The sequence below is a fragment of the Micromonospora sp. CCTCC AA 2012012 genome (assembly GCF_040499845.1).
GTDB classification, from domain to species: domain Bacteria; phylum Actinomycetota; class Actinomycetes; order Mycobacteriales; family Micromonosporaceae; genus Micromonospora; species Micromonospora mangrovi.
In genome coordinates, this window is the sequence record NZ_CP159342.1 from 4,914,939 (window position 1) to 4,930,290 (window position 15,352).

Annotated in this window: 10 protein-coding genes; 5 read left to right on the forward strand and 5 right to left on the reverse strand. The window is 71.3% G+C overall.

Annotation, left to right across the window (positions count from 1 at the left end; genetic code table 11):
- Nucleotides 1-462 precede the first annotated feature (462 nt).
- The gene (locus ABUL08_RS21880) at nucleotides 463-1,674 is read right to left on the reverse strand and encodes a TadA family conjugal transfer-associated ATPase (protein ID WP_350931835.1); all 1,212 of its coding nucleotides are present in this window, start codon (nucleotides 1,672-1,674) and stop codon (nucleotides 463-465) included.
- Complete coding sequence (gene ssd, locus ABUL08_RS21885) at nucleotides 1,671-2,774, reverse strand: septum site-determining protein Ssd (protein ID WP_350931836.1); 1,104 nt, start codon at nucleotides 2,772-2,774, stop codon at nucleotides 1,671-1,673. The genes ABUL08_RS21880 and ssd overlap by 4 nt, the downstream gene beginning before the upstream one ends.
- 578 nt (nucleotides 2,775-3,352) lie before the next feature.
- Between ssd and ABUL08_RS21890 the strand changes: the two genes are divergently transcribed.
- Entirely contained in the window at nucleotides 3,353-3,958 is a 606-nt protein-coding gene (locus tag ABUL08_RS21890) for a VHL beta domain-containing protein (protein ID WP_350931837.1), read from the forward strand.
- A gap of 33 nt (nucleotides 3,959-3,991) precedes the next feature.
- Here ABUL08_RS21890 and ABUL08_RS21895 read toward each other — a convergent pair whose 3' ends face one another.
- Entirely contained in the window at nucleotides 3,992-4,627 is a 636-nt protein-coding gene (locus tag ABUL08_RS21895) for a hypothetical protein (RefSeq protein WP_350931838.1), read from the reverse strand.
- Complete coding sequence (locus tag ABUL08_RS21900; RefSeq protein ID WP_350931839.1) at nucleotides 4,624-5,118, reverse strand: SigE family RNA polymerase sigma factor; 495 nt, start codon at nucleotides 5,116-5,118, stop codon at nucleotides 4,624-4,626. Before ABUL08_RS21900 ends, ABUL08_RS21895 begins: the two co-directional genes overlap by 4 nt.
- A gap of 470 nt (nucleotides 5,119-5,588) precedes the next feature.
- On the opposite strand from ABUL08_RS21900, the gene ABUL08_RS21905 reads away from it, so the two are divergent.
- On the forward strand, nucleotides 5,589-6,401 hold the full coding sequence (locus ABUL08_RS21905; protein WP_350931840.1) for an HAD family hydrolase: 813 nt from the start codon (nucleotides 5,589-5,591) through the stop codon (nucleotides 6,399-6,401).
- Nucleotides 6,402-6,431: 30 nt separating this feature from the next.
- On the opposite strand, the gene ABUL08_RS21910 is transcribed toward ABUL08_RS21905, so the two are convergent.
- Complete coding sequence (locus tag ABUL08_RS21910; RefSeq protein WP_350931841.1) at nucleotides 6,432-7,181, reverse strand: Fic family protein; 750 nt, start codon at nucleotides 7,179-7,181, stop codon at nucleotides 6,432-6,434.
- A gap of 240 nt (nucleotides 7,182-7,421) precedes the next feature.
- Between ABUL08_RS21910 and acs the strand changes: the two genes are divergently transcribed.
- The 3 genes from acs (at nucleotide 7,422) to ABUL08_RS21925 (ending at nucleotide 15,146) form a co-directional block, all read left to right on the forward strand.
- The gene (acs, locus tag ABUL08_RS21915) at nucleotides 7,422-9,386 is read left to right on the forward strand and encodes an acetate--CoA ligase (RefSeq protein WP_350931842.1); all 1,965 of its coding nucleotides are present in this window, start codon (nucleotides 7,422-7,424) and stop codon (nucleotides 9,384-9,386) included.
- 266 nt (nucleotides 9,387-9,652) lie between these two features.
- Nucleotides 9,653-12,445 carry an immune inhibitor A domain-containing protein gene (locus ABUL08_RS21920; protein WP_350931843.1) on the forward strand — a complete coding sequence of 931 codons (2,793 nt, stop codon included), beginning with the start codon at nucleotides 9,653-9,655 and terminating at the stop codon, nucleotides 12,443-12,445.
- A gap of 394 nt (nucleotides 12,446-12,839) precedes the next feature.
- Complete coding sequence (locus tag ABUL08_RS21925) at nucleotides 12,840-15,146, forward strand: immune inhibitor A domain-containing protein (protein WP_350931844.1); 2,307 nt, start codon at nucleotides 12,840-12,842, stop codon at nucleotides 15,144-15,146.
- Nucleotides 15,147-15,352: the final 206 nt, after the last annotated feature.

Below are 15,352 nucleotides of genomic sequence, written 5' to 3' on the forward strand. Positions count from 1 at the left end.
CCCGGACTGCTTCACCTGTCCGTCCGCCATCCCTGACGCCGGCACCGTCGGCCGCCCCGACCAGCAGGGCGCCGCCGAGGTGCGTCGTCGGGACGTCACATCGGCCGAAGGGCCGGCGTGGGTCGTGCCGGCCGGGAGGCCGGACCGGCTCCGGCCGCACCACCGGCCGGTACCGCTGCTCGTCTCGGTCCGCCGGGTCGGGGCGTACCCCTGGTCGGAGGTCGGGTCGGGCGCGATGGGCGGTCCCGCCCGGTGGCGTCGGGGCGGCCCGAAGCCGGGCCGGGTCGGACCGGTGGCCGGGGGCGGAGTGCCCGATCGTCGGGCCCGGAGCCGGTCGGCCCCGCTCGGGTCCCGACGGGCCGCCGAGGACCAGCCGACGCCGCCGTCGACTGCTCCGCACCGGCCACGCCACCACCGCCGCGGCCACCACGACGAGCACCGTCACCAGCCAGGCCGTCCGCATCACGCCGGACCCGCCGAACCGGGCCAGGCGGCGCAGAGGATCGGCGGGACGGCCACTCCCCGGTCCCGCAGCAGCGCGCCCAGCGTGCGGGCCGCCAGCCCCAGCCCCCGGCCGCGGATCCAGGCGGGTACGACGGTCAGCAGCCGGTCCGGACCCTCCGGCACCAGCAGGCAGATCGACTCCAGCCGTCGGCCCTCCGCTCCGCGGCGCACCTGGAGCAGCACCTGAAGAGCGGCGGCGACCTGGGCGTGCAGCGCCACCCGGGGCAGCCCGCCCAGCATGCCGAGCGCCTCCAGCCGGGCCGGTACGTCGGTGGCTGCGTTGGCGTGCAGCGTTCCCGCGCCACCGTCGTGCCCGGTGTTCAGCGCGGCGAGCAGGTCGACCACCTCCGCGCCCCGGCACTCGCCGACCACCAGCCGGTCCGGGCGCATCCGCAGCGCCTGGCGGACCAGGTCGGTGAGGCCGACCACCCCGGAACCCTCCACGTTCGACGTCCGGGCCTGGAGGCCGACCACGTGCGGGTGCACCGGGCGCAGCTCGGCGGCGTCCTCCACCAGCACGATCCGTTCCGTCGTCGGCACGAGCCCGAGCAGAGTGTTGAGCAGCGTGGTCTTGCCCGAGCCGGTGCCCCCGGTGACGAGGTACGCCAGTCGGGCGGCCACCACGGCGGCGAGCACCGGTGCGACCGGACGGGGCACGGTGCCCTGGCGGACGAGGTCGTCGAGGGTGAACGGACGTTGCCGGAAGGTCCGCAGCGACAGGTAGGGCCCGTCGGTCGCCACCGGAGGCAGGACGGCGTGCAGGCGCGTCCCGTCGGGCAGCCGGGCGTCCGCGTACGGGGCGGCGTCGTCGAGCCGCCGCCCGGTGGCCGCGGTGAGGCGTTGCGCCAGCCGGCGTACGTCGTCGACCGTGCCGAGGGGCACCGCCACCTGGTGCAGCCCGTGCCCCCGGTCCACCCAGACCCGGGTGCCGTTCACCAGCACGTCGGTCACCTCCGGGTCGGCCAGCAGCGGGGCGAGCGGACCGGCACCGACGAGGTCGTCGCGGACCCGGTCGGCGATCCGCAGCAGCGCGGTGTCACCGAGCACGGCGGCGTCCGGCTCGGCCCGTACGGCGGAGACGATGGCGGCCGGGGTGACCGGGGTGGCGGCGGTGGCGAACCGCTGCCGTACCCGGGCGGCGAGTTCCCCGGGGTCGGCGGGCCCGGTCACGCCGCCCCCGTCTCGGGTCGGCCGGTCAGCTCGCCGACGAGCCGCTGGCACAGGACGGCGAGCGGGCCCCGCCCGGCGGCGGCGGGCGCCTCGCCCCGTTCCAGCCCTCGGCAGAGTCCCGGCTCGGGGCGCAGGGTGCCGGCCAGCGGCAGCCCGAGCGCCCGGGCCACCTCCGTTGCCTTCAGCCGGCCGGGTGCGGGGCCGCGCACGATCACCGCCAGGTCGGCGCAGTGCGGGGCGACGGCGGCGACCACCCGGGCCGCGGCGGCGGTGGCCCGCAGCTCGGCCGGTACGACCACGAGGGTCCGGTCGGCCGCCTGAAGGGCGACGACCGCCGCGTCGTCGAGCTGTCTGGGCAGGTCGACGACCACGACGTCCCGGCCCCGCCGGGCGGCGTCGACGGTGGCGACCATCGCCTCGGCGGGCAGGTGCCGCAGGTCGCCCCGGTCCCAGGAGAGCACCACCAGGTCACCTCGACTGGGCAGCGCACGCACCAGCGAGGGCGGGTCCATCCGTCCGTCGGTGGCGGTGAGCGCCGGCCACCGCAGCCCTTCGAGCTGCTCCCAGCCGAGCACCAGGTCCAGGCCGCCGCCGAGCGGGTCGGCGTCGACCAGCAGGGTGCGCAGCCGCGCCCGGGCGGCGGTGACGGCCAGCCCACCGGCGAGCACGCTGGCACCCGCGCCGCCCCGACCGCCGAGCACGGCGACGATCCGGGCGGTGCCGTCGCCCGGCCGGTCGGGGGCGCATTCGGCGAACCGGTCGACCAGCCACGGTTCGGCGGCGGGCAGGGTGGCGACGTGTTCCGCGCCGATCAGCTCGGCGACGTCCGTGGCCGGGTCGAGCTGGCCGGTCCGCCCCACCAGCACCGTCCGGGACCGCCGTGGCAGCCGGGCCCGCAGGCACGCCTGTGCCTGGTCGCCGCCGACGAGCACGAGGGGCGCGGGCAGCCAGCGGGCCCGGGCGGCGGCGGGGTCGGCGGCGAGTTCGACCTCGGTGCCACCGGCGGCGGCGAGGCGGAGCAGTTCGTCGAGGAGGTCGCCGTCGGCGGTGACGAGGAGGGGAAGGCGTCGGTGCGCGGGCAGCGGCGTACGGGGCGGCATGGCGGCCTCCAGCGGTCGGGCTCGGGATGCTGCCGGCGAGCGTGCCGCGCGATCGGGCCGGGCCGTCGCCCCGGCATCGTCGCCTGTGGACAACCACGGCCCCTGTGGACAGCGCCCGGAGGGCGGAAGAATCTGCTATGGCCACGAAGCGCCAAAAGCGCACTGCGGTCCGGGCGCGTCACACCGCACGGGCAACTTCGTCCGGACGGTCCGCGACCTGTCGACGATCGACCGCCACCGCAGGAAAACCGCTGGTCAACAGTCACGACATTTTGGCCGGACGGAACCATTGACGGCGGGGAGCGAGGCCCGCACATAATCGATGCCCCGTGTCGCCGAACGAGCGGCACCGTGCACTCGGAATCGGGGCCATGGCGGATTCACCGGACGACACGCACGGAGCCGAGCCAAACCGACGGGCGACCAGCCGACCGGGCGACCCCCACCGCCGCCCGACGCCACCGCCCGTGCTGCACACCGGGGCGGCCGTCCGCGACGGGCAGCACCGGCCGGGGTACGTACCCGCTCGGGGCGGACCGACGACGGCCCCGGACGGACGGTCGTGGAGTGAGGCCTGGTTGCGGGATCTGTCCCCGGCGACGCTGACCTCGCTGGCCGTCGGCCTGCTCGTGCTGCTGGTGGTCGGGGCGTGGAGCATCTTCCACACGCCCCCGCGACCCGAGCTGCCGCCGCCCCGCGCCGGGGAGGCGATCAAGGCGGAACCGCCGCGATCGGTCGACCCGGAGCTGCTGCCGACCATCAGCTACTCCCCGGCACCGGTCTCCCTCTCCACCCGCGCGTCGATGCCGCCCCGTCCGACGCACCGGCCGACGCGTCCGCCCACCAGGAAGCCCAGCCCGACGCCGTCGCCCAGTTCACCGAGGCCGCCGGCGCCCCGGTCGGACGAGCTGACCCCCCTGCCGCCCTCGCAGGAGCCGTACCTGCGGTCCGCCGGGGGCGGTCCGGAGACCTTCATCGACTTTGCCAACGCCCGCGCGGAGGCGGTGATCGTCTACTGGCTCGACTACGACGGCCACCGGCAGCAGTACGCGGTGCTCCAGCCCGGCCAGTCCTACCGGCAGCAGACCTACGTCGGTCATCCGTGGGTGGTGACGAACGGGCAGGGTTTCGGGCTGGTCTGCTTCCAGCCGGTGGACAGGACGATGCGGGCGGTGATCCGCTGACCGCCGTGGAAGAGGGAGCCCACGGGGTGCGGGTCACGGTCGACCCACGAGGTCCCTCAGTTGCTGCTGTGTCGGTTGGGATGTGAGCAGCTCTGTCCTACCGTTCGAGGCGGTGCGGCAACCGGCGAGGCGAACTCGCACTGTCACCGTCCCGCCGCGGCGGTACGCGAAGATGATCCGGATCGACCCTCCGGAATCCATCGGACAGCTGCGGGGACCTTCCGGGAGTCGCCTGCCCGCGTTCAGGTCAGCGGCGAGTGAAGCCGCGGCGCCGTCGCTGAGGGCAGCCGAGCGGGCCAGCGTCCCGAAAGGCTCGGATGCGGCGGCGCCGTGGTAGCGGCAGATCGTGGCGACGGCGGGATTGTCCGGTACGAGCGTGCCGGACAGTTCCGGGCGATCCGGGTTGGACACCTGTCCCGAGTCCCTGTCCGGACACGTCGCCGGGGTCACCGCCCCCGGGGCCGTGTCGCCGCCGCCGGGGCGGGGCAGGAATCCGGTAGCGGCAACTGCTCCCGCCACCAGGACGGCCGCCGTTCCGGCCAGTCGACGGCGTCGGCGGCGGCGCACCCGGTCCGCAAGCCGGTCGAAAATCGGCGACGAAGGCACCTGTCCGTCGACCAGGTCGCGCAACGCGACCGAGACCTGCCGTTCGAGGTCGGGCCCGCTCATCGAAGCTCTCCCATCGCCACCACGCCTTTGAGCTTGTGCAGAGCCTTGACGGTCTGGCTCTTCACGGTGCCTTCGGAGCAGCCGAGCAGCGCGGCGGTCTGCTCCACCGACAGGTCCTCGTAGAACCGCAGCACCACCACCGCCCGCTGGGCGGGTGGCAGCCCTCGCAGCACCCGGGCGAGCGAATCACGCAGATCCACGCCGGCCACCGCGTCACCGGCGTCCGAGACATCCGGCACCGGGAGACACCGCTCGCCCCACCAGCGCCGCCGCCGCCACGTCAGATAGCTGGTCATCACGACCCGCCGCACGTACCCGTCGGGATCCTCACCCTCGGCTGTCAGCCGCCTCCAGTGCGGCCACACCTTCATCAGGGCGGTCTGCACGAGGTCCTCCGCCTGCTGCCAGTCCCCGGTGAGCAGCCGCGCGGTACGCAGCAGCGCAGCCTGGCGAGCGACCACGTACTCCCGGAATCCCTCCGGCTCCGACACGCTGCCTCCTCGCTGCCCCACTTCCCCGTCAGCAGGGACACGACCTGGACGGCGGACGAGGTTGCCCGGGCTGTCGCCGGGTTCCACCGGCAGCGACGGAGGTCCGGGGAGGAATTCGAGCGGTGACCTGGGGTTGGAGCGCTCCAGCGGAAAGGGACGACCCCCGTCGGGGGGTGACGGGGGTCGTCTGGAGGTTCGGCTCCGGGGGGGGTTGAGCCGAACCCACTCAGCGGTCACGGGGGGTGCAACCGCCGAGGGCCTGCCGCGCGAACGGGACGTGAACGCTCGTCGCGTGAACCAGCATGCCGCAGCGGACCGGTATACGTCGAGTGGTGTACGGTCCACAGACTGCTAATTTGTGTTCGGAGAGTGTGATCACCATCACCCTATGGTGAGGGGCACGAGGTGTTCCACCAGCGGAACCCCCGGGCACCCGCCGACGCGGAGTCCTCGGGCTAGACTTTCGCGCCGTGGGCCGAAGTGCCGCTTTCTTCGATCTGGACAAGACCGTCATCGCCAAGTCGAGCGCCTTGGCATTCGGACGGCCGTTCTACCGGGATGGGCTGATCACCCGGCGGGACGTGGTGAAGTCGGCGTACGCGCAGCTGATGTTCCGGCTGGGCGGCACCGACGAGCAGACCATGGCCCGCACCCGGGACTACCTGGCCACGCTCTGCAAGGGCTGGCAGGTGGAACAGGTCCGCCAGATCGTCGCGGAGACGCTGCACGAGCTGATCAACCCCTACGTGTACGCCGAGGCCGCCGCCCTGATCGAGGAGCACCAGGCGGCCGGCCGGGACGTGGTGCTGGTCTCCGCCTCCGGTGACGAGATGGTCCGCCCGATCGGCGCGCTGCTCGGCGTCACGGACGTGATCGCCACCCGGATGGCGGTCGAGGACGGGCGCTACAGCGGCGAGGTCGAGTTCTATGCGGCCGGCCCGAGCAAGGTCGACGCGGTCGGCGAGCTGGCCACCGCGCGCGGCTACGACCTGGCCGACTCGTACGCCTACTCCGACTCGTACAGCGACCGGCCGCTGCTGGAGTGCGTCGGCCACCCCACCGTGGTCAACCCGGACCGCGCTCTGCGCAAGCTGGCCGTGGAGAACTCCTGGCCGGTGCTGGAGTTCCGGCACCCGATCCCGCTGGGCCGACGGCTGCGGGAGCGCCCCGCGGTGCCGGTGGCCGCCGCGGCGCTCGGGGTCGGCGTCGGCGTGGCCATCGGCATCGCCTGGTACGGCCGCCACCGCCGTACCCGCGCGGCCACCCCCGCCGTCACCGCCTGACCGCCGCCGGGCACCGACCGGCGGGAGGGGTCAGGAGGCGGCGGCGAGCACCTCGTCGCCGATCAGGCCGATCTGGTCGGCGCCCACCTCGACGGCCGCCATGTAGTGGCGCAGCCAGGAGCGCAGCCCGTCGGGTGTGCCGGTGGCGAAGGCACCGGCCGCGCCGACGTACTCCGGTTCCCGCTCCCGGTGCCCGACGTCCACGGCGACCAGCCCGCGCGGGTCGAAGCCGGTGGAGATCAGCACCAGCCGGGCGGCGGCCCGGGCCACCACCCCGGACGGCCCGGCGAACGGGCGCAGGTTCAGCAGCTCGCCGTGCACCACGGCGGCCAGCACCAGCGGGGAGACCTTCGTGCCGCCGGCCACCAGGCCGGCCAGCCCGTCGAGGCGCGCGGCGACCACCGGGTCGGCCACCGGCCGGCCGAGTTCGGCCTCGCTCACCACGTCCCGGGCGGCGAGCACGTGCAGCCGGGCGAGGGCCTGCCGGGGGGCCTTCGGCCAGAGTTCGCTCAGTCCGGGCAGCGCCCCGGCGACCCGCAGCGCGCCCTGGAGCACCGGGTCGGTGACGGTGCCGGAGCGGACCGCCTCGCGCTCGTGGACGTGCCCCTCCAGCGCGGCGCTGGCCACCGCGGAGCGGAGGCTGACCTCGGCCGCGACCTGGCCGCCGTGCCGCCGCAGGGCGCGGTGCCGGTGGGCCTGGTCGACCTGGTCGCGGGCCCGCTCGACGGCGGGCGCGATGTCGGCGAGCGCGAGCAGCGGGGCGAGCGGATCGGCGGTCACCCCGTCACGCTATCCACCCGGCCACCCCGCCCGACCCCCACCCGCCCGCAACGCGACCCGAACCACGTCCACCGCGCGGGGGCGGCGGTCCGGCGGCGAAAAGGCAGCCGTCCTTACTACTGGGCGCGCGCTGCCGGCCGCTGGGCGCGACGGCGGTCCCCGGGCGGTCGCGGCGCGGGTACGGCCCGACTAACCTCAGCCGGGTAGGAGACGCAGGTCACGCGACGAAGGAGTTCCCGCATGAGCGAGGCATTGGCCAACTTGTTGAACGAGACGCGCCAGTTCCCGCCGCCGGCCGAACTCGCCGCGAACGCCAACGTCACCGCCGACTCGTACGCCGAGGCGGCCGAGGACCGGCTGGGCTTCTGGGCGCGCCAGGCCGAGCGGCTGACCTGGGCGAAGCAGTGGGACGAGGTGCTGGACTGGTCGCACCCGCCGTTCGCGAAGTGGTTCGTCGGCGGGCAGTTGAACGTGGCGTACAACTGCCTGGACCGGCACGTCGAGGCGGGCCGGGGCGACCGGGTGGCGATCCACTGGGAGGGCGAGCCGGGCGACACCCGCACCCTGACCTACGCCGACCTGCACCGGCTCACCTGTCAGGCGGCGAACGCCCTGACCGAGCTGGGTGTCGAGGCCGGTGACCGGGTGGCGATCTATCTGCCGATGATCCCGGAGGCGGCGGTGGCGATGCTCGCCTGCGCGCGGGTCGGCGCCACGCACAGCGTCGTCTTCGGCGGCTTCTCGGCCGACGCGTTGACCAACCGGATCCAGGACGCCAGCGCCAAGGTGGTGATCACCGCGGACGGCGGTTACCGCCGGGGCAAGCCGTCGGCGTTGAAGCCGACGGTGGACGAGGCGGTGGCGAACTGTCCGTCGGTGGAGCACGTGCTGGTGGTCCGGCGTACCGGTGAGGAGGTCGCCTGGTCGGCGAAGGACCGCTGGTGGCACGAGACGGTGGAGACGGCCGCGCCGGAGCACACCGCGCAGCCGTTCGACGCGGAGCACCCGCTCTTCATCCTCTACACCAGCGGCACGACGGCCCGCCCGAAGGGCATCCTGCACACCACCGGCGGCTACCTGACCCAGGCGTCCTGGACGACGCACGCGGTCTTCGACCTGAAGCCGGAGACGGACGTCTACTGGTGCACGGCCGACATCGGCTGGGTGACCGGGCACTCCTACATCGTGTACGGCCCGCTCTCCAACGGCGCCACCCAGGTGATGTACGAGGGCACCCCGGACACCCCGCACAAGGGCCGGTTCTGGGAGATCGTCGACAAGTACAAGGTCAGCATCCTGTACACCGCGCCGACGCTGATCCGCACCATGATGAAGTGGGGCGAGGAGATCCCCGCCGGGTTCGACCTCAGCTCGCTGCGCCTGCTGGGCAGCGTCGGTGAGCCGATCAACCCGGAGGCGTGGATGTGGTACAGGCAGCACGTCGGCAAGGGTGCGCTGCCGATCGTGGACACCTGGTGGCAGACCGAGACCGGCGCGATCATGATCTCGCCGCTGCCGGGGGTCACCGAGACCAAGCCCGGCTCGGCGATGACCCCGCTGCCCGGGGTGGTCGCCGACGTGGTGGACGACCAGGGCCAGTCGGTGCCGAACGGTGGCGGTGGCTACCTGGTGCTGCGCGAGCCGTGGCCGTCGATGCTGCGCACCATCTGGGGCGACGACAGCCGCTTCATCGAGACGTACTGGTCCCGGTTCGAGGGGATGTACTTCGCCGGAGACGGGGCGAAGAAGGACGACGACGGGCACATCTGGCTGCTCGGCCGGGTCGACGACGTGATGCTGGTGTCGGGGCACAACATCTCCACCACGGAGGTCGAGTCGGCGCTGGTCAGCCACCCGTCGGTGGCGGAGGCGGCGGTGGTGGGCGCGACCGACCCGACCACCGGGCAGGCGATCGTCGCGTTCGCCATCCCGCGCGGCACCACCGACGTCACCGGTGAGGCGGGCGAGAAGCTGATCGCCGAGCTGCGCAACCACGTGGCCCGCACGCTCGGCCCGATCGCCAAGCCCCGGCAGATCATGCTGGTGCCGGAGCTGCCGAAGACCCGCTCCGGCAAGATCATGCGCCGACTGCTGCGGGACGTGGCGGAGAACCGGTCGCTGGGTGACGTCACCACGCTCCAGGACTCCTCGGTGATGGACCTGATCTCCTCCGGCATGGGCGGCGGAAAGTCCGACGAGGACTGACGGCAGACGTACCCCCAGGTGGGTGACGGTCCGAACGGGCCGTCACCCACCGTCGTTTTCTGACGGGTACGCCCCGGAGCGCGCAACCGGCGTCACATCGGTCGATCGGGGCGACCGGAGCGGCTGAACGGACACCCCCGCCGCCGAACCCTGTCGTTCATCTTCTTTCTCATTTAGTTTCACGCAAGTCGGGACACTTCGATGGTCGTCACATCGATGAAGCGCATCGCCCGACTCCTCTCCCCATGCCCGAGAAACGGAGCGGCATGAACACATTTCCGCAGTCCGGGTCGCGTCGACGCCTACTCGTCGCGCTGCCCGCCATCGCCCTCGCGGCCGCGTCACTGACCGTGACGGGCAGCGCGGCCGCCCAGTCGTCCGGTCCGGCCCGGGCCGCCATCGGGGCGGACGACTACTACATCAACTACGCCGAGCCCGAGGTGCAGCCGGACAGCTCCGGCAAGGAGGTCAGGGGCGCCGACGGGGTCTACACCTCGGCGGCGGACGAGGCCCGCGCCTACGACCGCAAGTTCGCCGGGGGCAACCCGGTGGCCGCCCGGCAGCTGGCGAAGCTGGAGGCCAAGGCGATCCGGACCGGGCAGAGCCCGCGCCAGATCAAGCAGGCAAAGGGCACCCAGACGGCCAAGCTGCTGACCCTGCTGGTGGAGTTCAACGACCACGCCAACGACGACTTCACCAACGTGATGGTCCCCAAGACGGTCTTCGAGGACCGGAGCTGTGTCCTCGGCACCGTGCAGAACGGACCCCGACACAACACGATCCCGGATCCGGCGACCCTGCCGCACCAGGACAACAACTCGATGTGGGTGCCGGACTTCTCGCCGGAGCACTTCGACAAGATGCTCTACACGACCGACGGCATCACCGAGCGGGTCCGCAAGGACCTGACCGGGCCGGACGGCAAGCCGGGCATCAGCCTGGCCGGTCGGACCATGCACAACATGTACCTGGAGATGTCCAAGGGCGCGTACACGGTCGACGGGCAGGCCAGCCCGTGGATCACCGTGCCGCACTCGGAGGGCTGGTACGCCGCGTCCCGCTGCTTCAAGGACGAGAACGGCAACTGGGTCGCCGGTCGGCAGCAGTCGATGAACGGGCACCCGGACAACCCGCAGGGCGCCGGCCGCCTGGCCACCGACGCGATCGACGCGCTGGCGAAGATGGACCCGAACTTCCCGTGGGCCGACTACGACATCGAGGACCAGGGCGACCGGGACGGTGACGGCAACGTCAACGAGCCGGACGGCGTGATCGACCACCTGGTGCTGGTGCACGCCAACCAGGGCAAGTCCCGCGGCGGCGGCGACGTGGGCGTCTACTCGGTCTGGGCGCACTCCTCGACGGTGGCCGGCGGCTACACCATCCCCGGCACCAACCTGAAGGTGTCGAACTACATCGTGCAGCCGGAGGACGCCGGGGTGGGCGTGTTCGCCCACGAGTTCGGTCACGACCTGGGTCTGCCGGACCTCTACGACACCTCGGGCAACGCCGACTCGGACGTCGACTTCTGGGACCTGATGGCGTCGGGTTCGCACAGCGGCGAGATCTTCCAGGCGCTCCCCACCCACATGGGCATCTGGGACAAGTGGGTGCTCGGTTGGGCCGAGCCGCAGGTGATCAACCCCGGTGACGACGCCCGCTCGGTGCAGCTGGGGCAGACCTCGAACACTCCGGTCGGCACCAGGGACGGCCTCCAGGTCAACCTGCCGGACAAGGTGATCACCCTCGCCCAGCCGCACAGCGGCGCGAAGATGTGGTACGGCGGGGCGGACCAGAACTGGGCCGACGTCAAGCTCAGCCGCCAGGTGGCCGTCCCGAACGCGGCCGACGCGAAGTTCTGGATGTGGAACAACTACGTCGTCGAGGCCGACTGGGACTACGGCTTCGTCGAGGTGTCCACCGACGGCGGGGCGACCTGGGCCGAGCAGAAGGTCTACGACGCCACCGGCAAGCTGGTCACCACCAACGACGGCTACGCCGACCCGAACGGCCGGATGGTCGACTACGGCAACAAGAAGTACGGCCTGACCGGCACCAGCGGCGGCTGGCGGCACGACTACGTCGACCTGTCGGCGTACGCGGGGCGGACCGTGCAGGTGCGGCTGCGCTACGCCACCGACGAGGCGTTCGTGGAGCGCGGCTGGTTCGCCGACGACTTCTCGGTCACCGGCGGCGGCGCCACCACCTGGAGCGACGACGTCGAGGGCGGCACGGCCGGCTGGACGCAGACCGGCGGGACGTTCACCGACACCACCGGCGCCGGCTGGCACGTCGACGCCGGCACCCAGGTCAAGGCGCAGTACTACCTGGCCGAGTGGCGCAACTTCGACGGCTTCGACAGGGGCCTGAAGTACGCGTACGACACGATCTACTCGCACGAGGCGTGGAAGGTCGACCGGATCTCGTACAACGCCCCGGGCATGCTGGTCTGGTACCGGGACACGGTGCTGGGCGAGGTCAACCACGTCACCGCGCAGATGACGGCGCTGCCGAGCTACGGCGCCAAGGGTGGCCTGCTGATCGTCGACTCGCACTTCGACCCGTACCGGCGGCAGGGGGTGGCGGCCGCCAAGGACCCGTCGGTGCTGGACAACCTGCCCAGCCGGCCGCAGTCGTCGAACGCGACGTTCTCGCTGAACCCGACGTACCCCTTCAAGGAGTGCCTGGAGGCCGCGAACGAGCTCTACAGCGAGTACTGCACCGACTTCGCCGCCCAGGCGCCGGTGTCCGCGTTCACCGACGCCAGGGGCTGGTACCCGGGCATCGAGATCCGCAACGGTGCGCCGTACGCCCGGGACAACGACGCCTCGGTGGTCGTCCCGTCGAAGGGCAACGCGAAGTACTCCACCCGGGTGGTGAACCCCGACGGGACGCCGGCGACGGCGTACTACGGGGCGACCCTCGGCGGCGGGGCGATCGTGCTGGGCACCGGCAACCCGGGTGACCAGGGCGTGGGTTACGGCGTCTCGATCACCGTCAAGCGGGCCGCCAAGGACAACTCGTACGCCACGGTCTACGTCACCTCGGCCACTCCGTGAGCTGAGCGGGTCGCCATGAGCTGAGGCCCGTCGGACCGACGGGACACACGGCGGGGCCCGTCTGGAGCACACTGCTCCGGACGGGTCCCGCCGTTTCTTACGCCACCCATCCTCCGGCGCACTTTTGGTGTGACATTTTCGTACCCGTCGGCGCTCCCCTTAGGGGACCTCATAATCACGGTTACGAAGAGTGATCGTGGCCGAAACGTAATGTGAGTCGGTGCCAAATTCCTGTCCTATCTAGTCCGTTTTTGTCAGGAAAAGATGCCCCACGCCTCAGATGATTGACCGATGACAACGATGGAAACCTCTGTCATTGTGGGTGACGCATGACATGACAGTGATGGCCCTGGTTGTCTCTGTCATGTAACAGTTCCACAAAGGAGGAGGACCTTTGAGGAGACGAGTCACGGCGGGCCTGGCTTCGGCCGCGGCCGCGCTGCTGGCAGCCGGCGTCGTCACGACCCCGGCGTCCGCCACCACGGCGGCGGAGCCCACCCCCGGTGTCGACAAGGCCAAGCACGGCAAGGACAACCTGCCCGATCCGAAGGCGGATCAGCAGCGGGAGGTCAAGAAGCAGGCGGTCGCCGACCTGCTCAAGGGCAAGGCCAAGCTCCAGACGCGCAACGGCTCGAAGGTCATCCAGGTCAAGGACGACCTGTTCGTCGAGTACCAGCAGGCCCCGAAGACCGACCCCATCTTCACGATGCTGGTCAACTTCGGGGACAAGACCGACCCCCGTACCGGCGGCACCCCCGGCCCCGTGGTCAACCAGATCCCGGAGCCGGACCGCAACTGGGACGGCAGCGCCACCGACAACAACAGCACCCTGTGGCGGTCCGACTTCAACCGGGCCCACTACCAGGACATGTTCTTCGGTTCGGGCGAGTCGTTCAAGGACTTCTACCTCAAGCAGTCCGGTGGTCGGTACACCGTCAACGGTGACGTCAGCGACTGGGTCACCGTCCCCTACAACGAGGCCCGGTACGGCAGCAACGCCATCTCCGAGGCCGACGGCTACTGGAACTTCGTCAAGGACAGCTCGACGTCCTGGTACGACTCCCAGATCAAGGCCGGCAAGACGCCGCAGCAGATCAAGGACTACCTGGCCCAGTTCGACGTCTGGGACCGGTACGACTTCGACGGCGACGGCAACTTCAACGAGCCCGACGGCTACATCGACCACTTCCAGGCGGTGCACGCCGGTGAGGGCGAGGAGGCCGGCGGGGGCGCCCAGGGCGAGGACGCCATCTGGTCGCACCGGTGGGCCGCGTTCCCGAACCTCGAGGGCAAGGCCGGACCGGCCGGCAACCTGGCCGGTGGTGTGCAGATCGGCGACACCGGGATGTGGATCCGTGACTACACCACGGAGCCGGAGAACGGTGGCCTGGGTGTCTTCACCCACGAGTACGGCCACGACCTCGGTCTGCCGGACCTGTACGACACGGCCGGTGGCGACAACGGCACCGGCTTCTGGACGCTGATGTCCTCGGGTTCGTGGCTGAGCCACGGCACCGACGACATCGGTTCGACCCCGGGCTACATGGACCCGTGGTCGAAGCTCTACCTGGGCTGGCTGAACTACAGCACGGTCGAGTACGGCAAGGGCGGCACCAAGGTGACGCTCGGCCCGGCCGGTGACAGCGACGGGCCGAAGGCCCAGGCTGTCGTGGTCAACCTGCCCGCCCAGACCCAGACCACGAGCTACAACACGCCGTTCGGCGGGTCGTACGAGTGGTGGGGCGGCAGCGCGGACGACCTGAACACCACGCTCACCCGCACCCTCGACCTGACCGGCGCGACCACCGCGTCGATCTCGTCGAAGCTGATGTACGACATCGAGACCGACTACGACTACCTCTACGCGGAGGTGTCGACCGACGGCGGCGCGACCTGGGCCGACGTCAAGAACAACCTGGTCCCGGCGGGTGCGAACGGCATCACCGGCTCCAGCAGCGGCGCCTGGGTCGACTCGACCTACGACCTGTCGGCGTACGCCGGCAAGACGGTGACCTTCCGCTACCGCTACGCCACCGACGGCGGCGTGCACCTGGCGGGCGCGTTCCTGGACAACATCACGCTGACCAAGAACGGCGCGGTCGCCTTCTCGGACGACGCGGAGACGCTGGACGCCGCGTGGACGGCCAAGGGCTTCACCCGGATGGGTGGCTCGGTCAGCGACTCGTACCCCCGCTTCTACATCGCGGAGAACCGGACCTACGTCGGCTACGACGACACCCTGCGGACCGGTGGGTACAACTTCGGCTGGGGCAACACCCGGCCGGACTTCGTGGAGCGGTTCGCGAACCAGCCCGGCCTGCTGGTCTGGTACGTGAACTACGCGTACGGCGACAACAACACGTCGCAGCACCCGGGCTACGGCCTGAACCTGCCGGTCGACGTCCGCTCCGGCGCGATCCAGGTCGGCAACCAGGGCACGATCAGCAACCGGCGCAACGGCTACGACGCGACGTTCAGCCTGTACGCCAAGCCGGCGCAGACCTTCCACAAGAACGGCGTGGCGGTCACCGTGCCTCAGCTCGACCCGACCCCGGTGTTCACCGACAACGGGATCAACAAGTACTGGAACAGCAACAACCCGTGGAACTCGGTGAAGGTGGCCGGTACCGGCACCAAGATCGAGATCCTCCAGCAGGGCACCACCCCGACCAGCGACATGGTCGTCAAGGTCACCAACTGATCGGGTAGTACGTCGAAGGGCCGATGGCGGAAACGCCATCGGCCCTTTCGGCTTTCCGGGGTGATCGAAGGTCTTCACTGCATTCCACCGATGGGGCGTTCTCCCAGCTCACCGCGGACATCACGAGTGGCTGATGTGACGCTGAAAAGCGTTCCCATCAAAAAGTTGCAACAAATCGACGCGACTGTCTTCCCACCAGTCACGGG

Coding starts and splice junctions, on each gene's coding strand:
- ABUL08_RS21895 (WP_350931838.1), bottom strand. CDS start 4,627: ATGAGCGGGCCCGACCTCGAACGGCAGGTCTCGGTCGCGTTGCGCGAC.
- ssd (WP_350931836.1), bottom strand. CDS start 2,774: ATGCCGCCCCGTACGCCGCTGCCCGCGCACCGACGCCTTCCCCTCCTC.
- acs (WP_350931842.1), top strand. CDS start 7,422: ATGAGCGAGGCATTGGCCAACTTGTTGAACGAGACGCGCCAGTTCCCG.
- ABUL08_RS21920 (WP_350931843.1), top strand. CDS start 9,653: ATGAACACATTTCCGCAGTCCGGGTCGCGTCGACGCCTACTCGTCGCG.